The following is a 15,358-nucleotide window of genomic DNA, read 5'->3' as shown; positions in this document are numbered from 1 at the left end:
TTACCGACTGCCACTCACCAACCCTCCCCGTACTTCTTCGGCGAAGGCTCGGGCGGCGGCGGTGCGGTGCCCGCCGCTGACCCAGATGAGGCCGACGCGGCGGTAGGAGAGGGCTTCGGGTTTGTCGGCGAGGCGACGGACCCGGAGATCGGGGTGTTTGTCCCACTGTACGGCAGATTCTGGGAGCAGGGTGACCATGTCTGTCTGACGGATCGTGGAAAGAACTCCTTCGATGGAGTTCATCTCCACTGCTGGGTGGAGACGGTGGTCAAGCTGCTGGAGTGCCACACTTTCCACCACGAGCTCACGGGTGCAAAAACCATGGCTGAGCAGCACGAGGGGCTGGGCCAGCATCTCGGAGAGAAGAATCTTGCGCTGCCGGTCCAGCGGATGATTGCCGGGCAGTACGGCGACGAGTTGTTCGACGAAGAGTGGTTCGGTATCGAGATGGGGGTGGTTCTTGGCGGAGATGAAGCTGATGCCCAGGTCAAGCTTCCCTGCGAGGACTTCTGCTTCCAGACTCTCCATGGGCATTTCGCGAACGGAAACGGTCACCTTGGGGTGACGATTGCGGAATGCGCTTACGGCTTCAGGTACGACCGCGACGTTGACGGTGGAGACGATGCCTACCCGGAGTTGCCCGCTTTCCATCGTCTGTAGCTCGGCGATTTCCCGTCGCGCATCGTCCAGCTCGCGCATGATGGTGATGGCACGGGTTTGCAGGATTTCCCCTGCGGCCGTGAGTCGCACCGTCCGGCTGAGACGATCGAAGAGCGGGGTGCCCATCTGTCCCTCCAGCTGCTTGATCTGGTGGGACAAGGTGGGTTGGGAGACGTGGAGTCGTTCCGCTGCCCGGTGATAGTTCCCGGCTGCCGCCACGGCCAGAAAGTAGCGCAGGTGCCGGAGTTCGGTGGGGCTGTCTTTGATCGATGTCATCTATCGAAACGATTGGATCAAGAGAATGGATGAATCAATCAAGCAGCCGAGGATGGAACTATGCAAGTCCCAACTTCGACCTCATTGAACCCTTCCGACCCAGTGACTACGCGTGCCAGAGCAGGCCTGCCGCCCGCACTTTATGCACTCACGGTGGGGGCCTTTGGCATTGGCACCACCGAGTTTGTCATCATGGGATTGCTCCTGCAGGTGGCGACGGATCTTCAGGTCTCGATTGCGGCTGCCGGTCTGCTCATCAGCGGGTACGCCCTAGGGGTGTTTGTCGGGGCTCCGGTCCTGACCATTCTGACCAGCCGGCTGCCGCGCAAGGCGGTGCTCATGGGGCTGATGTTGCTATTCATTGTGGGCAACGTGGTCTGCGCTCTGGCGCCAAACTACACGGTGCTGATGGTGGCGCGGGTGATCACGGCGCTCATGCACGGCACCTTCTTTGGCGTGGGCGCGGTGGTCGCCACCGGATTGGTGTCGGAGGATCGCAAGGCGTCCGCCATCTCGGTCATGTTCACAGGACTGACCGTGGCCACCCTGTTGGGTGTGCCCGCTGGAGCCTGGCTGGGGCATGAATTTGGCTGGCGATCCACCTTCTGGGCGGTGAGCGTGATTGGTGTGGTGGGCTTTGCCGTGATCGCGCTCCTGGTGCCCCGGCAGCAGCAGACGGGTGAGCGGGCGGGAATGATGAAAGAGGAGCTGGCCGCCGTGCTGCGCCCGCAAGTGCTGCTGGGCCTCCTCATCACCGTGCTGGGCTGGGCGGGGGTGTTTGCGGTGTTTACTTACATCGAACCCATCCTCACCAGGGTGACGGGGTTCGCTCAAGAGCTGGTGTCACCCATTCTTTTCGCCTTTGGCGGAGGGATGGTCTTGGGAAACTACGTGGGTGGCAAGCTGGCGGACCGCAAGCTCATGGCCACCATGGTGGGCACGCTCGTCTTTCTGGCCCTGGTCCTGGCAGGGATGACCGTGGCGATGCACAGCAAGGTGGGGGTGGTGATCTTCGTGGGGCTGCTGGGGGTGGGGGCGTTTGCCACGGTGGCTCCGTTGCAACTACGGGTATTGCAGAAAGCGGGTGGCGGTCAGACCCTGGCCTCCAGCCTGAACATTGGCGCTTTCAATCTCGGTAATGCCATCGGCGCCTGGATGGGCGGCGTGATCATTGAACGCGGGGCTGGCGTGGCGCTGAGCGGGTATCAGGCGGTGCCGGTGGCGGCGGCCATTGTGGCTGCCGGGGGCGTGGGGTTGGCGCTATGGAGCTGGAAGATGGATGGGCGGCAGCGGACGCCTTTGAGACAGGATTAACAAGATTTCTGAAGGACTAACAGGATTGGGAATAGAGGAGGGGGCAGATGGGCGGGGCGCCTGGGGGACTCACAGCCGGGACGGCTGTGTCACATGCCTGCCGCCTCCTGCCCACTGGCTCTACGCCAGCTCTGGCAAAGCAGAGTCGGCGTCGCCAAACTTGTGCATCTTCATGCCCATGCGTTCCATGACGGAGAGGTGCAGACGGCAGAGCTTGCGGTTCTCGTTCTGGCTGTAGTCGAGCATGCGACCGCCGCGGATGGTGCCGCCACCGCCGCCGGCGAGGAGCACGGGGAGCTGGCGGGAGTCGTGGGCGTTGCCGTCCCAGAGGCTGGAGCAGAAGAGGATCATGCTGTTGTCCAGCAGGGAGCGTTCGCCTTCGTTGGTGGCATCCATCTTCTGGAGGGTCTCGCACATGAGCTGCATGTGGTACTCGTTCACCTTCTGGTACATGGCCAGGCGTTCCGGATCGTTGGCGTGGTGGGAGAGTTCATGCTGGCCTCCCTTGATGCCGCCCAGGAAACCGAAGTTCATCTGGGAAAGGTCGTTGTTGAGCATCATGGTGGCGATGCGGGTGCGGTCCATCTGCAGGGCCAGCACCATGATATCCAGCTGGAGCCGCAGGTGATCGCGCACGTCAGAAGGGATGCCTGCGGCGGGGCGGGCAAAGGTGGGGGCCTTGATGGCAGGGGACCAGCCGTTGCCGTCGGTTTCCTTCTTGCTGAAGGCGTCGGCCTTCTCGATCCGCTGTTCCAATTCGCGAACGGAGGTGAAGTATTCGTCAAGCTTCAGGGCATCGCGACGGCTTACTTTGTTGCGCAGGCTGTTGGCGTCGCCCAGCACGAGGTCGAGGACGCTCTTGTCGCGCTTGCGCTTGGAGCCGTCGTCAAAGAGCTGGTCGAAGGCCTGTTGGGGATAGATTTCCTTGGGCGCGGGTGCCGTGGGACTGCTCCAGGAGATGTAGGCGGAGTAGATGGAGGTGTAGCCGCTGTCCGTGCTGTACTTGGGGCCTTCTGTGCCCAGAACGATGCTGGAGACGGGGGTGTTTCTGCCCAACTCTTGGGCCATGAGCTGGTCCATGGTCGTGCCGACCTGCACATCCGTGGTGGTTTGTTTCACGGTCAGACCGGAAAGTACGTTCATCTTCGGGTAGTGGCCGCCGGGGCCAGCTACCGTAGTGGGGTTCCAAAGGCCTTTGAAGACAAGGAGCTTGTCCTTCACCGGCTCCAGCGGGCTGAGAGTCTTCATCAACTCCATGCCGCCGGGGCCATTTGTAGCGCCCCAGTGGTGAGGGTTCACGCCGTTGCCCATGAACATGGCGGCAAACCGGCGCGGGGCTCCCTTGGCTGAAGGGGTGGCGCTGCCCCAGGCGTTCATGGATTCCAGCCAGGGAAGGCCAAGGGCGACGCCTGCTCCACGCAGGAAGTGGCGGCGGGACAATCCGGAGGAACGGCTGACGGGGCGGGTGTTGAAGGAGCTCATGGAGACAGGTTCGTGTGCAGGGATGGGCTTTTTTAGCGGGGGAAAAGGACGGCGATGCGGTTATAGACTATTACGCAACACAAGAGGGCGGTTATTCATTCCGGCGGTGCTGGAACTGGCGACTCTGCACCAGGGTGAGGACCGCAGCAGAGAACCGGCCACCGGACTTCTTCATTTCCTCCTGCATGGATGCGAGGAGAGGCTTGTCTGAGGGCAGGACATTGCGCCCCAGGGCATAGCCCACGAGCTTGCGGCAGAACACAGCGTTGAATTCGTCTTCGCGGGAGCTGAGATATTCCCTCAAACCCGTCAGGCCCTTGAATGCGGCACCGCCCTTGACCTGGGCGGAGTCATCAATGGGCTGGCCTCCATCGTCCTGAGTGCGCAGACGGCCGATGGCGTCATAGCCCTCCAGCGCGAAGCCCAGGGGGTCGATCTTGTCATGGCAGGAAGCACAGGCCTTGTCAGCGCGGTGCGCCTCCAATCTCTGGCGGAGCGTGGTGGCCTTGGCAGCACTGTCGTCAAGCTGCGGTACATCCGGCGGAGGAGGCGGAGTGGGGGCGCCCAGCACCGCGTGCAGCAGCCAGTCTCCGCGCAGCACCGGGCTGGTGCGCTGGGGATAGGAGGTCTTCGTGAGAATGCTGCCCATGCCGAGGATGCCGCCCCGCTGGTAGGGGCCGACGGCCACCTTTTTGAACTCACTCCCGGTGACATTCGGGACGCCGTAGTGCTTGGCGAGGCGTTCGTTAAGGAAGGTGTAGTCCGCGAGGATAATTTCCTTTACCGGACGATCTTCACGAATGAGGTAGGCGAAGAACTCCGACGTCTCGCGGTAGAGGTCGGCCCGCAGTTCAGGGGTGAACTCGGGAAACTTCCCGCCGTCCACGGTGCTGTGCTTGGAGAAGCCGTTGAAGGACAGCCACTGGCCGGCGAACTCGTCTGCCAGGGCGCGGGCTCGCGGATCACGCAGCAGGCGCTGTACTTCCGCGGCAAGGGTTTCCTTCTTGAGCAGGCTGCCATCCGCGGAGGTCTGAGTGAGTCGCGCGTCTGGGACGGAAGACCACAGAAAATAACTCAACCGGGTGGCCAGCTCCCACGGCTTCACCGGGTGCTCGCCCGGCTCATTGGCCTCCTCCAGCTTGAACACGAAATCCGGGGAGATGAAGATGCGCACCAGGACCTCGCGAGCAGCAGACTCGCGATCCAGGTCGCGGGCCCGGGCATCACCATAGAGCTGCGTGATCTGTTGCTTGTCACCATCCGTGAGCGGGCGACGCCAGGCTTTCTTGGCAAAGTGCAGCAGGTGGCCCTTGAGATTCTCGTCCCATTCATTCAGGTCTTTGGGATTGGGCTTGAGAGAGCGCACCAACCTCCAGTCGGTGAGCATGCGGGTCATGCGGTCCTTCTCCTGGGGAGAGATGAGGGAGGCGAGCTGCACATCACTCAGGTAGTACACGCCCGGGCCTTTGCCGCCGCGTTGGAAGTTGCGCGAGACTTCTTCCATCCGGCGCAGGTATTCGTCGGGGAAGGCGGTCTTCATCCGGCTGAAGTCCACCATGGTGTTGCGGGCGGCTTCCGTCTGGCGTTTCCAGAGGGTGAGCACGCCTGGGAGAATCTCCTGCGGGTCGGGGGCATTGCCGACTACGGCCGTCCATTGCATGGTGGCGAAGTCGCTGTCTGGGCCCTCAAGCACCAGTCTGCCCTTGCCGCGGAAAAGGGTGGCATCCTCCGGCAGGGGGAGGGGAATCACCTGGGGGGCCTGCACGACGAGCGTGTCGGCATTGACGGCAGGACCCAAAGGGTTCTTGCCAAACTGGGCCAGCACCTTCTCACCCGTGGCGATACGTTGGTTCAGTGCGGCGGCATCGGCTCCCGGATTCTGGAGGGCCTTACGGTCCACATCCATCTGGCGGCGCAGCCACACGAGGTAGGGTTCTGTCTTCTTGCCACGGGTCACCATCAGCTCCGTGAAATGGACCCAGTCCCCGCGATTGCCGTCGCCGAGATCTCCGGCGACGAGCTTCACTTCCCTGTGCCCGGTTACATCACGAACGAAGCCATAGGGGCGCAATCCGTCGGCATCCTGCTGCATGCGTTGCACGCCCGTGCCGGGGCGCTTGGGGTCCCACCACGAGCGACGCTCTGCCTGAATGGCGAGGATCTTCTCGCGGACCCCTGAGGGCACTTCCTGGGGCTTGGCCGCATCTGGGCCAGGCAAGTCCTTCCAGGCATTGCGCGTGATGTCCAGGAACCGAGAGTTGCTCTTGTCGTTGTTGAGCATCGTCCACCAGTTCTCCAGAAAGGCGGGGAAGAGACCGGCCTCTTTGGCCAGTGCCTCCAGGGTGGTAGCTCCGGTCTGCTCGCGATGTTTGAACCTCCAGCAGGCAAGCATGTAGTCGCCTTCGCGCATGTCGTCCCCATCCTTGGGCAGGTAGGGGGCCGCCATCTTCTGGTACCAGACGTAGAGCGACTGCTCCGCCTGATCCCGGATCTGCTCCGGTCCGCGCAGGCCGACGCGTTGACTCTGGAAGCTGATGCCCCGCCCGGGCAGGATGCTGGCATGATCTGCCAGATGTCGGGCTGCCGCGAGGTACTTGTCGAGCTGCTGCGGGCTGACAAAGAGCACGTCGCCCACATTTGAGAAGCCTTCGCCGCCCCCGCCGTCGGGCAGGAATTCCTTGGCAAGCTTGTAGTCCTGGCCAGTGAGGTCGCGAATCGTATTGTCGTATTCGGCATTGGTGAGCCGACGGATCGTCACCACGCCGGGATCGCCTGCATTGGCCAGCGCCGCAGCCTCAAGCGAGTGGTTCAGCCACGCCATGAGACGGGCCTTTTCCTCGGGTTTCGGTTGGGGATCATCCTCCGGCGGCATCTCTGCGCCATGCATGGAGTCCTTAACCTTCTTCCAGAGTTCGAACTCGGTGCCCACCTTGGGATCTGCGTCCAAGGTCTTGAGATTCACGCCGCCCTTCGTCTTCTTGCCGCCGTGGCAGTCATAGCAATACTGGGTGAAGAGGGGGCGAATGTCCTTTTCCCAATTGGCTGTGGCGGACGGTTCAGCGGCTCCTGCCAGACCGATGGGACTGGCGCTGGCACCCAGCACTGCCAGCGCCATCGAGAGGCGGGGGCGGAGCAGGGAGGAGAATTTGGAGCGGGGTGCGGTGGGGCGGAGCGGATTCCAGGACGGAGCAATCATTGGGGGCGAGTCATCTGAACGTCCTGCCGCATTTGGGGGAACACGGGAAGACGAGGAAGGCAGTCAGGCCAGGGCGGGTTCAGTGAGGAAGCGCTGGTGAATGCGGTGGAAGAATACGTCTTGAGGTAGGGGGTGTTTCAGAGGTGATGTTTCGATTTGCAAGCAATTAAGCGGCGAGTGGAGCGGTCCCATAGAAAAGGACAAATCCGGCCGATTTTGGACGGGAATTGTGGAGGGACGAGGCGTTGGCGCTCAGTGCGACCTCCTGCCTGAGAACATCTGGACCGGCAGTATGGGCGTGCATCCGTGCGGCGCTTGACCCGGTTGGGACAACCGGACTACTCCCGACGCTGGCTCAGTCCGACGGTCCCCGTCGGTATGGGAGCGAAGTGGGCGGTGGTCGCCTGTCACATTCTCGTGACATCGAAGGCAGGCTTCTGGTGCCCTTTACCTCCTGAGCAACTCCACCTGGATGCGAAGCATCTTTGGGACTGCGGCGAGAATCGCCGCTTTCGGGAGTCCTGTGTGAACCAAAGTGACAATGGGGGCGATCGAAGGCGTTGGGTTCCGGTGAGGGCAGCTACGGCGGTGGGCCGTCGCAAGTCGTAGCCAAAGCGGTGATTCTCACCGCAGTCCCAAAGCGGCTGCGCCGCCAGACGGAGAAGATGATGAGTGACTTGGCGATGGAATCTGCCTCCTCCATCGGAGGCAGATCGCTGAGGCGGTCCTAAGCTCCCATCCCGTCCATGGCACCCCAAGGCTCGAGGTTCTCCAGTTTCTTACCTTGAAGGGCTGCGTAGACGTCGGGCAGGTCGAATTGCTTCAACACTCCGGGAAGCAGCGCCGCGTAGGGCCACTTGTAGTCCTCTGTGGTGGCGACGCCTTCGAATGATTCCAAAGCATTTTTCAAGGTGACCTGAGTCACCGCAGGGGAGAGAAGAGCGGCGAAAGCAGCTGCAAGTGCCCCCCAGCCGCGTCCGGCGAGGTGGATGTCTTGATGCCCCTGGGCCTTGAGCCAGGCAATGACCCGGAGGAGGTCGCCGACCTTCTGGCCGAGGTAGGGGCGGTCCAGCATGATCGAGTGGGCGGCGAGGAAATAATCGCTGCCGTAGGGTTTCAGGAACTGATCTGCGCCGCAGGTGTCAGGCAGAGATTCGCCAACGCCGCGCACGTCGCAGGCATAGACCGCAATGTCTGCGGCGCTGGTCACAAGTTCTGCCACGAGAGGTTCTGAGCGGAGCTCGGCGTCGGCGGAGCGGTGGGCGACGTAGAGGACGGCCTTGCTGCCGCCTTGTGGAGGGCGGGAGACAAGCGAGGCGTCATAAAGCCGGGTGACGAGCGCCTGGATGCCGGGCACGGTTTCCACCGCATAGGTGCTGCTGCCCTTGGCGGGATATTTGCGTCCGCTGGATGGGCGGAGAATGCGGTAGTCAGGCACGGTGGTGCCGAGTGCCTCTGCAGTGAGTTTGAGCGTGCTCTTGACGGCCTCCACGAGTTTGGCTCCAGTCAGGCGGGGGCGGGTGGTGGCGAGTTGTTTTGCGGTTTCGGCAGTGAGCGAAGCGACGGTTCGAGGCTTTAACTCGCTGATCTGCCCGCTTGTGGTGCACCAGAGCGTCTCGTCCTTTTCGATGACGAGGTCGGGCTCGCTCGTGACGGCAGACGCGCCCGTCACCTTGTTGAAGAAGCGGTACATGGCTTCGCGGTTCTCCCGGGAATAGCCGTGGTAGTCTGATCCGATGTGGAGCTGAATGTTTTCCGGCTTGCCCAGCAGAGCGTAGAGGTGCTTGAGGCGTTCATAGGCCTCCATGCTGCCTCGTACGTCGAAAAAGTCCTTCTCCTGCGCCACGATGACGACGGGCTTGGGGGCCATGGCAGCGAGGAAATCACTGTGGTCCAGGCCGAGAGCCAGGGCGGCTGGCGGGCATTGCTCCGTGTCGGCGGGCAGCTCGTTCTCCGCGTTGCGGCGGAAGGTGGTGACGAAGCAGGCTGGTGCGGCCATGGTGAAGCGTGGGTCCAGTCCGCAGATCCACGTCGTCTGGGTGCCGCCACCGGAATTGCCCGTGAGGCCGATTTGCTTGGGATCGACTTCAGGGCGGGTGAGCAGGTAGTCCAGAGCGCGAATGCCATCCCAGGCAAACCATGCACCGAGGAACTCGCCCACCAGTGCCTGTTGATTGCCGGATTGGATGTGTTCGCTCACGCCAGGGCTGAACCGGGACTTCAACGTGCCCTCGGCCAGATACTGGAAGCGCTCACCCTGGCCAATGGGATCAATGATGAAGCAAACATAGCCAAGGCGGGCGAGTCCTTGGGCAAAGCTCTGGTAGGCGTCGGCTGCTTTGCCGTTGAGAGAGTGTCCGCAGACCCCGATAACGCCGGGCATTTTTCCCGTGCGACCGAGGGGCACGTAGAGGTTTCCTGTGACGAAGAGGCCGGGGCGGCTTTCGAAGATGACGTTCTCAATGCGGTAGGTGTCACGTTCTACAGTTCGGGTGACCTTGGCGTTGAGTGGACTCTTTTCCGGCTCAGGCCCGAAGCAGGTGCGAATGCGCTCACGCACAGACGCGACATAGGCTTCAGCATCGGCTTGAGTTTTGAGGGCGGCCCGTTTCTCGTTCTGTTGGGATTCGATCGTGCGCACCTGGTTCACCAGCCATTCCTGCATCATGCGTGGAAAGCGATTGAGCGGAGCCAGTGCTGGGGAAGCCGCGGCTGTGGTGGTGACGGGGGCGGGAGTAGCTGCAGGCGCTGCGGCGAGAATTCTGGCACCCGGGGCCGTACTCAAAAAAGCTGGGGCAAAAGGCAAGCCAACAAGGCCGAGGCTTGCCCGCCGCAAAAACTCACGTCGCGGAGAATCCGGGGTGGCTTCGGGGGATGAGTGGGAGGGGGAAGGGGAATCGGCCATGGGGCGGGGAATTGGAGGGTGATGAAGCAGAAATCTGTAAGCGAACGGCGCAGGAGTGCGCGTGCGAGGCGGATGCATCACTACCAGACAGGTTAAGGAGATCTATCCTGTTGAGACCGAGCCGGTCAGAGATGGGTGGGAATTGGGTATAAAAGTACTGGGAGAGGGATAAGGAAAAAGGAAGAGGGAGAAGGGTTTAGTGATGGTTGTGGAATGGTCGGGGTGTGTGACGGGGGATGTGGTGCGTGGGAGATGGGCTCTGCTGGGCAGCAAAGGGTAAGAGGAAATCACAAAGGGCACCAAAGCGGTGATGCTCACCACAGTCCCGAAGTCCCGATGCATCGGGACGCCGCCAGGTGGAGGAGGTGGGGAGTGAGAAGTTCGCTAGGCTGGATCGGCTTGCGACACCAGAGCGACAAGCCTGATGAACACAAAAAGGGCGTGGGGGGCATCGACCGCCCACGCCCGAATGAGTGAATCTCCTGATTACTTCACCGCGGCGGCTTTGACGGCTGTCGTCTCGATGCCTCTTGCGGCCACGGCTTTGTGCGCTGTCTCCTGAAGATAGCGCGCGTCTTCGGCAGTCAGGCCTTTTGGCACATAGGTGTTGCCCACACAGCTTTGCTTGAAGAGGACTTCAAAAAAGCAGCAGCCACCGAGATACTCACCGGCGATGTTCGCATGATGGCCGTCCATGGCCAGGGTGGTCTTGCCATCCTTGCCCTTTTTCCACTGCCAGCCCATGTGCAGGGAGTGCTTCTGATTGGGCAGTTCGCCCTGCTTGGCAGCTTTGGGATTGAAGACGGTGTCTGGCTGGAACTGCCATTGGGGATCATTGTCGGCAATGTGAAAGGCATCGCCGGTGGGGATGATGCGAAGTCCGCCGAGTTCCTGAGCGATGGTGTTGTAGGCGCTGGTGAGCCCTTGGTACATGGCTTCCTGGGTGGCAGGTTCGCCGGGTTGGCCGGTGGGCTTGGTGAAACGGGGATCATCCACCCGGTAGGCCCATGTTTGGTGCACCACGATCTCGGACTTGGGGGCGAACTTCTTGATGTAGTCGCGCAACTCGCTGGCGGAGGGCCGGTAGTTGGCAATGTCATGGCTCTTGACGCTGGCCATCTGAATGGTGACGACATCCCATTGTTCGGCGGCGAGCCATTCCTTCAGGCCGCGCTTGTTCGTGTAGAGTCCTTTTGGATCAGCGGGATTAGCTTCGTGCAGCTTGGCCTTGTCCAGATGCACTTGCATGCTGGCACCGCCGATAACCAGCGGCGTGTGGATCAAGTTCTTGCCCGCGGCTTTGGCCAGGCCGGGCAGATGCTTGGTGGCATTCGCGGAAAAACTATTGCCGACCGTGAGCAGCTTGACGGTGGACGGTGCCGCCTCTTCTGCGAGAAGCAGTGGGGCAAAGAGGGCGAGGAAAGGGAGGAGGAGAATGGCGCGACGGAGCATGGGAGCGGTGACTGGTAAGTGGTGAGCGGTAAGAGGTAGGTAGTGAAAAGAGATTACAGGTGCTCCTTGATGAACTTGACCATCATGGCGCGGCCGGAGTCGTTGGGGTCTGCCATGCGGTTGCCCACGCCGCCGTGGTCGTGGCCGTCCACCTGCTGGATCTGGAAGTTCTTGCAGCCTGCGGCGGTGAGAGCCTCGGCAAAGAAGCGATTTTCTTCGGCCCGCAGGAGCATGTCCTTCTCCGCATAGAGGATGAGCATGGGAGGAATGTCTTTGCGGACATGATAGAGCGGCGCGGCCTCGTCCACGATCATCGTGGTCTTGGCGATGCCACGTTCAGCACGGACCGCGGCGTGGGTGATCATCTGGCCTGCGACCGGAATGTATCCGCGGATGTCCTCTGGCTTGAGGTTGTGCTTGCCCAGATAGCGTTCATCCAGCGCGAGCATGGTGGTAAGGTAACCGCCGGCGGAGTGTCCCGCGACGAAGATTTTCTTAGGATCACCCCCATGAGCGGCGGCGTTCTTCAGCACCCAGGCCACGGCGGCGGCAGCGTCTTCCAGATAGGCGGGGTAGGTGGCCTTGGGGCTCAGGCGGTAATTTACGGAGGCCACCAAAAAGCCATCCTGTGCCATGCGGGTGACCACGGCCGCGGTGTCCTTGCTTCCCTTGTCGCCACCAGTGATGCCACCGCCATGGAACCAGACGATCACCGGGAGAGGCTCCTTGGCGCCGGCGGGGGCGTAGAGGTCCAGCTTGCAGCGGGTAGTTTCATAGTCCGTGAGGGCGGGGCTGCTCTCCTTGTAGCGGAGGTTGAGCTGGGGGGGCACGGGGGGCTCCTCTGCAGAAAGGCAGGTGGCACCAGTGAGCAGCAGGCCGAGAAGGGCGGCTGCGAAGGGAAGAGGGGATGGGTGAATCATGGCTGGAGACGCGCACCGTGCTGCGCATCGCAGGAGCAGGGCGGGCTAAGGAGACGCGCAGGAGCAGGGCGAAATTTCGCCAAATCATCCAGTTGCCCCTGCCGCCGTCGGCATCAGGGCTGCGCTGATGTGATCTCCGCCACGTAAAGACGGGTCCAAGGGCCCTCACTGATGTTGAAGTAGATGCGCTTGCCGTCTGGGCTGAAAATCGGATGGGGGTGGGAGCGCCTCCAGGAACGGGCACCTTCGTCGTTCTTAAACTGATGGAGCATGAGGTGCTGGCCACCGCGTGCGTCGGCCAGGATGATGCCCCAGTGGTTGGAGTCGCTTCCAAACCGGTCCATCGTCGTATCGGTGACGAGAAGGCGCCCATCCGGGCTGGCGGACGGGTGATCTCCCCGGGCCGCGGGCAGCCCCGGAGTACGCGTTGCTTTGCCATTGTCACTGTCGAAGATGGTGAAAGCCGTCTCCACGATGTGGCGATCGTCGGGATGCCAGGAGGGGTGGCCCCAGCGTTCGTTTTGGTAGAGGAAGCGCTGGTTCTTCAAGTCGTAGCAAATGAGGCCCTGGCGCACGCTGGCAGCGCCGCTGCGCGGGTCTGGGCCACTGGCGGCAGCCATCTTGAAAAACACCCGGTCAAGCTTCGGACTCAGTACCGGAAAAAAGATGGACACTTCCTTGCCAGCATAGGCTTTGGAGAACCATTCCGGATATTGCCGGGTCACGTCTTCCACCTTCAGCGCGGTGGTGATTTCCCCGGTGACCACGTTCACCAGTTCGAGGTTGCGGTGTGGGCCGGGATTCCAGTGTTGGCCATAGAGGGGGACCACCTGGCCCTGCGGCTGGCCCCAGCCACTGAGACGATCTTGGGCCAGGATGCGTTCCACGGGAGGGGAGTCGTCCACATTCACGGCAGCGACGAACCACCGGCCATCACGCTCTCCATGGTAGGTGACGGTGCGCCCGCCGTTCACCCACTGCTGGCAGGCGACGCGGTGGGCGTCCTCAGCTTTCAGTGGATTGCCGAGTCTGCGTTCCTCGCCGGTCTTGCGGTCGCGGATCCACACCTCCCCGGAGTGACCATCCGGAGCGGTCGAGACAAAGAAGAGCACTTTGCTACCATCAGGACTCTCCGGGCAGGTGTTGAAATAGGAATGGACGGTGTGGCGCTCCTTGTCGGGAGAAACGGGGCGGATGCGCACGCCTGTTCGCCAGGGGGCGAGCGGATCGTCCGCCGGGTTGGATTGGGCGGGCAGGAGAGCGCTGCCACAGAGGAGCAGCGCGGCAACCAGGGGGCGTGCGGAGAGCAGGGCGGACATGGCGTGAGGAAAGGCAACCATGCACAAGACGGCAGCTCATGCCGAAGCCTTGCGGGAAACCAAGGGCTCCCTGTGATATCCGAAGGGCTGGTCTATCCCTCGTGATCCAGTGCGGGCTCGTTGAGCGGAAGATCCACTACCAGCGGGCGATGATCGGAAAATTGCTTGCTCAGATGCTCATTGAACTCCGCCAGCGTCTCGCCGTAGTGCGGGGCAAACTGGTATGGGCCTTTCTTGTCACGCGGATCCTGAAGCAGGCTGGACTTCACGAAGAACCAATCCAGCCGGTAGCGTCCCAGCGGGCCGATGGGACGACGGACGCTGAAGCTGGTGACCTGGCCCTTCAGGCGACGGTCGTTGCTGTTGGCCAGCAGGCCTTTGCGGCGATTGATCGAGCGCTCCCTGTCGCCGCGAAAATCAAAGGTGCTCCCATCATCAAAGCGGAACTCCTTCACACGGTTGAAGAGGCCCACCACGCGATTGGGGAAGAGGATGGGAACATTCGGAGCCAGGGGGCTCTGGAAGTTCTTCATCGCATTCACCACTCCACGCTCCCGGTACAGTGGTATGACCGTGCCCCAGACCAGGCCGGAAACGTTGGATGCGGTGGAGACAAAGCTGGCTGGGGTGTCGATCTGACGCCAGATCACCCGCTCCACAGAGGTGGGACTCACGTCATTGGGCGCGGAGTTGTGGTCTCCAGCCATGATCACGGGATGCGGAATGCTCTTGATGTAGCCCAGGATCTCCACCATCTGGGCCTCACGATGCTTCGGCAGCGTTTTGATCTCCAGGTGGTTGTTGATCAAGGAAACAACTCCTCCAGGAGCGCCGGGCACCGCCACATCCACGCGGAAGAAGTTGCGACCGCCCACCTTGAGCTCGCGAGTGATGTCGTTGTCGAAGACCAGCGCCGAGCCAACGCGGCGGCCATGCTCGGCAATGTCGGCGCGTTTTTGTTCGTCCTTGTACCAGTCGTAGGGCTGGGTCTTGAGCTGAAAGGCCTCGACCTTCACAATCGGGTAGCGTGAGAGGATCGCGGAGCCAAACACTCCCTTGTATCGGGCCGGGTCCACGCTGTGATACTTTGGCTTGCCTGCCGGGCTGTCAGGCCGGGGCTCTTGACCGAGAAGCACGGGATCAATCTCCAGCGCCTGCGGGGCGTAGGCGTAGTTCATACCCATCGCCTGGGCAAGGGTGCGGGCGGCGTCCACATAGCCGGAGCGGTTCACCCCAATGTCCATCTCCTGAAGGAACACAATGTCCGCGCTGGCCAGACGCTGGCGCTGGTGCAGCATCTCCTCCCGCAAGCGAGAACCGGCCGGGGCACGCTTCTCGTTGATCATCGCGGTGTAGGCGGCTGGGGATGTCAGAGCCGTCGCCACCTGGGTGATGTTGAGCGATTTCTCGATGTTCCACGTCGCCACTCTCAGTACCGGACCGAGAGCAGGGGTGCTCTGCACATGGGGACGTCGGCCGGAAAGATAGGCCTCGTTGCTGACAATTGGGGTGCGCCAAAAGCGTTCCAATTTTTGGGAAGTGGCTCCCTTTGGAACCGGGTCCTTGCTCAACGCCACGAGCTCACCGTGAGTGAGAAAGTCTGGCGTCTGGCGGGGGACCAGTCGGCGCTGGATGTCCGACGGAAAAGTTACAGCACCCTGGCGTGTGACCGGCGTGGTCCGGGCAGCATTTTTCTGCGGGACGGTGGAGCAGCCGGTGCCAGCCCAGGCGAGCAACAGCAGTCCCCCTGCGGCGAGCATGGGAGTGCTGACATGGGGCCGGGGGAGGGCTGTTCCAGGGGCGGGGGGCATGGGGACGAACCCGCATCCATAGG

The 15,358-nt window shown here is 62.0% G+C and carries 9 protein-coding genes; 1 reads left to right on the top strand and 8 read right to left on the bottom strand.

The window, feature by feature from the left end; all coding sequences use genetic code 11:
* The gene (locus BV034_RS23290; RefSeq protein ID WP_050029366.1) at positions 1 to 936 is read right to left on the bottom strand and encodes a LysR substrate-binding domain-containing protein; all 936 of its coding nucleotides are present in this window, start codon (positions 934 to 936) and stop codon (positions 1 to 3) included.
* A 102-nt stretch (positions 937 to 1,038) separates the two neighbouring features.
* Between BV034_RS23290 and BV034_RS23285 the strand changes: the two genes are divergently transcribed.
* On the top strand, positions 1,039 to 2,250 hold the full coding sequence (locus tag BV034_RS23285; RefSeq protein ID WP_265593373.1) for an MFS transporter: 1,212 nt from the start codon (positions 1,039 to 1,041) through the stop codon (positions 2,248 to 2,250).
* A gap of 120 nt (positions 2,251 to 2,370) precedes the next feature.
* On the opposite strand, the gene BV034_RS23280 is transcribed toward BV034_RS23285, so the two are convergent.
* The 7 genes from BV034_RS23280 to BV034_RS23250 form a co-directional block, all read right to left on the bottom strand.
* Positions 2,371 to 3,732: a DUF1552 domain-containing protein gene (locus BV034_RS23280; RefSeq protein WP_050029365.1), complete on the bottom strand. Its 1,362-nt coding sequence runs from the start codon at positions 3,730 to 3,732 to the stop codon at positions 2,371 to 2,373.
* A 91-nt stretch (positions 3,733 to 3,823) separates the two neighbouring features.
* Positions 3,824 to 6,928, bottom strand: a complete 3,105-nt coding sequence (locus BV034_RS23275; protein WP_050029364.1) for a DUF1592 domain-containing protein — start codon at positions 6,926 to 6,928, stop codon at positions 3,824 to 3,826.
* 727 nt (positions 6,929 to 7,655) lie between these two features.
* A complete protein-coding gene (locus BV034_RS23270) occupies positions 7,656 to 9,596 on the bottom strand; it encodes an acetylxylan esterase (RefSeq protein ID WP_050029363.1) in 1,941 nt (646 codons plus the stop codon).
* Positions 9,597 to 10,319: 723 nt separating this feature from the next.
* Positions 10,320 to 11,285, bottom strand: coding sequence for a DUF4886 domain-containing protein (locus tag BV034_RS23265; protein ID WP_063768878.1), 966 nt, complete (start codon positions 11,283 to 11,285; stop codon positions 10,320 to 10,322).
* 53 nt (positions 11,286 to 11,338) lie between these two features.
* On the bottom strand, positions 11,339 to 12,205 hold the full coding sequence (locus BV034_RS23260; protein WP_050029362.1) for an alpha/beta hydrolase: 867 nt from the start codon (positions 12,203 to 12,205) through the stop codon (positions 11,339 to 11,341).
* A 113-nt stretch (positions 12,206 to 12,318) separates the two neighbouring features.
* Positions 12,319 to 13,545, bottom strand: a complete 1,227-nt coding sequence (locus tag BV034_RS23255) for a hypothetical protein (RefSeq protein ID WP_265593372.1) — start codon at positions 13,543 to 13,545, stop codon at positions 12,319 to 12,321.
* Positions 13,546 to 13,616: 71 nt separating this feature from the next.
* Positions 13,617 to 15,335 carry an endonuclease/exonuclease/phosphatase family protein gene (locus BV034_RS23250; RefSeq protein ID WP_265593371.1) on the bottom strand — a complete coding sequence of 573 codons (1,719 nt, stop codon included), beginning with the start codon at positions 15,333 to 15,335 and terminating at the stop codon, positions 13,617 to 13,619.
* Between the last annotated feature and the right edge of the window lie 23 nt (positions 15,336 to 15,358).

The sequence above is a fragment of the Verrucomicrobium sp. BvORR034 genome (genome assembly GCF_000739635.1).
In the GTDB taxonomy this organism is placed as follows: domain Bacteria; phylum Verrucomicrobiota; class Verrucomicrobiia; order Verrucomicrobiales; family Verrucomicrobiaceae; genus Verrucomicrobium.
This window is presented reverse-complemented; position numbering and strand designations above follow the sequence as displayed.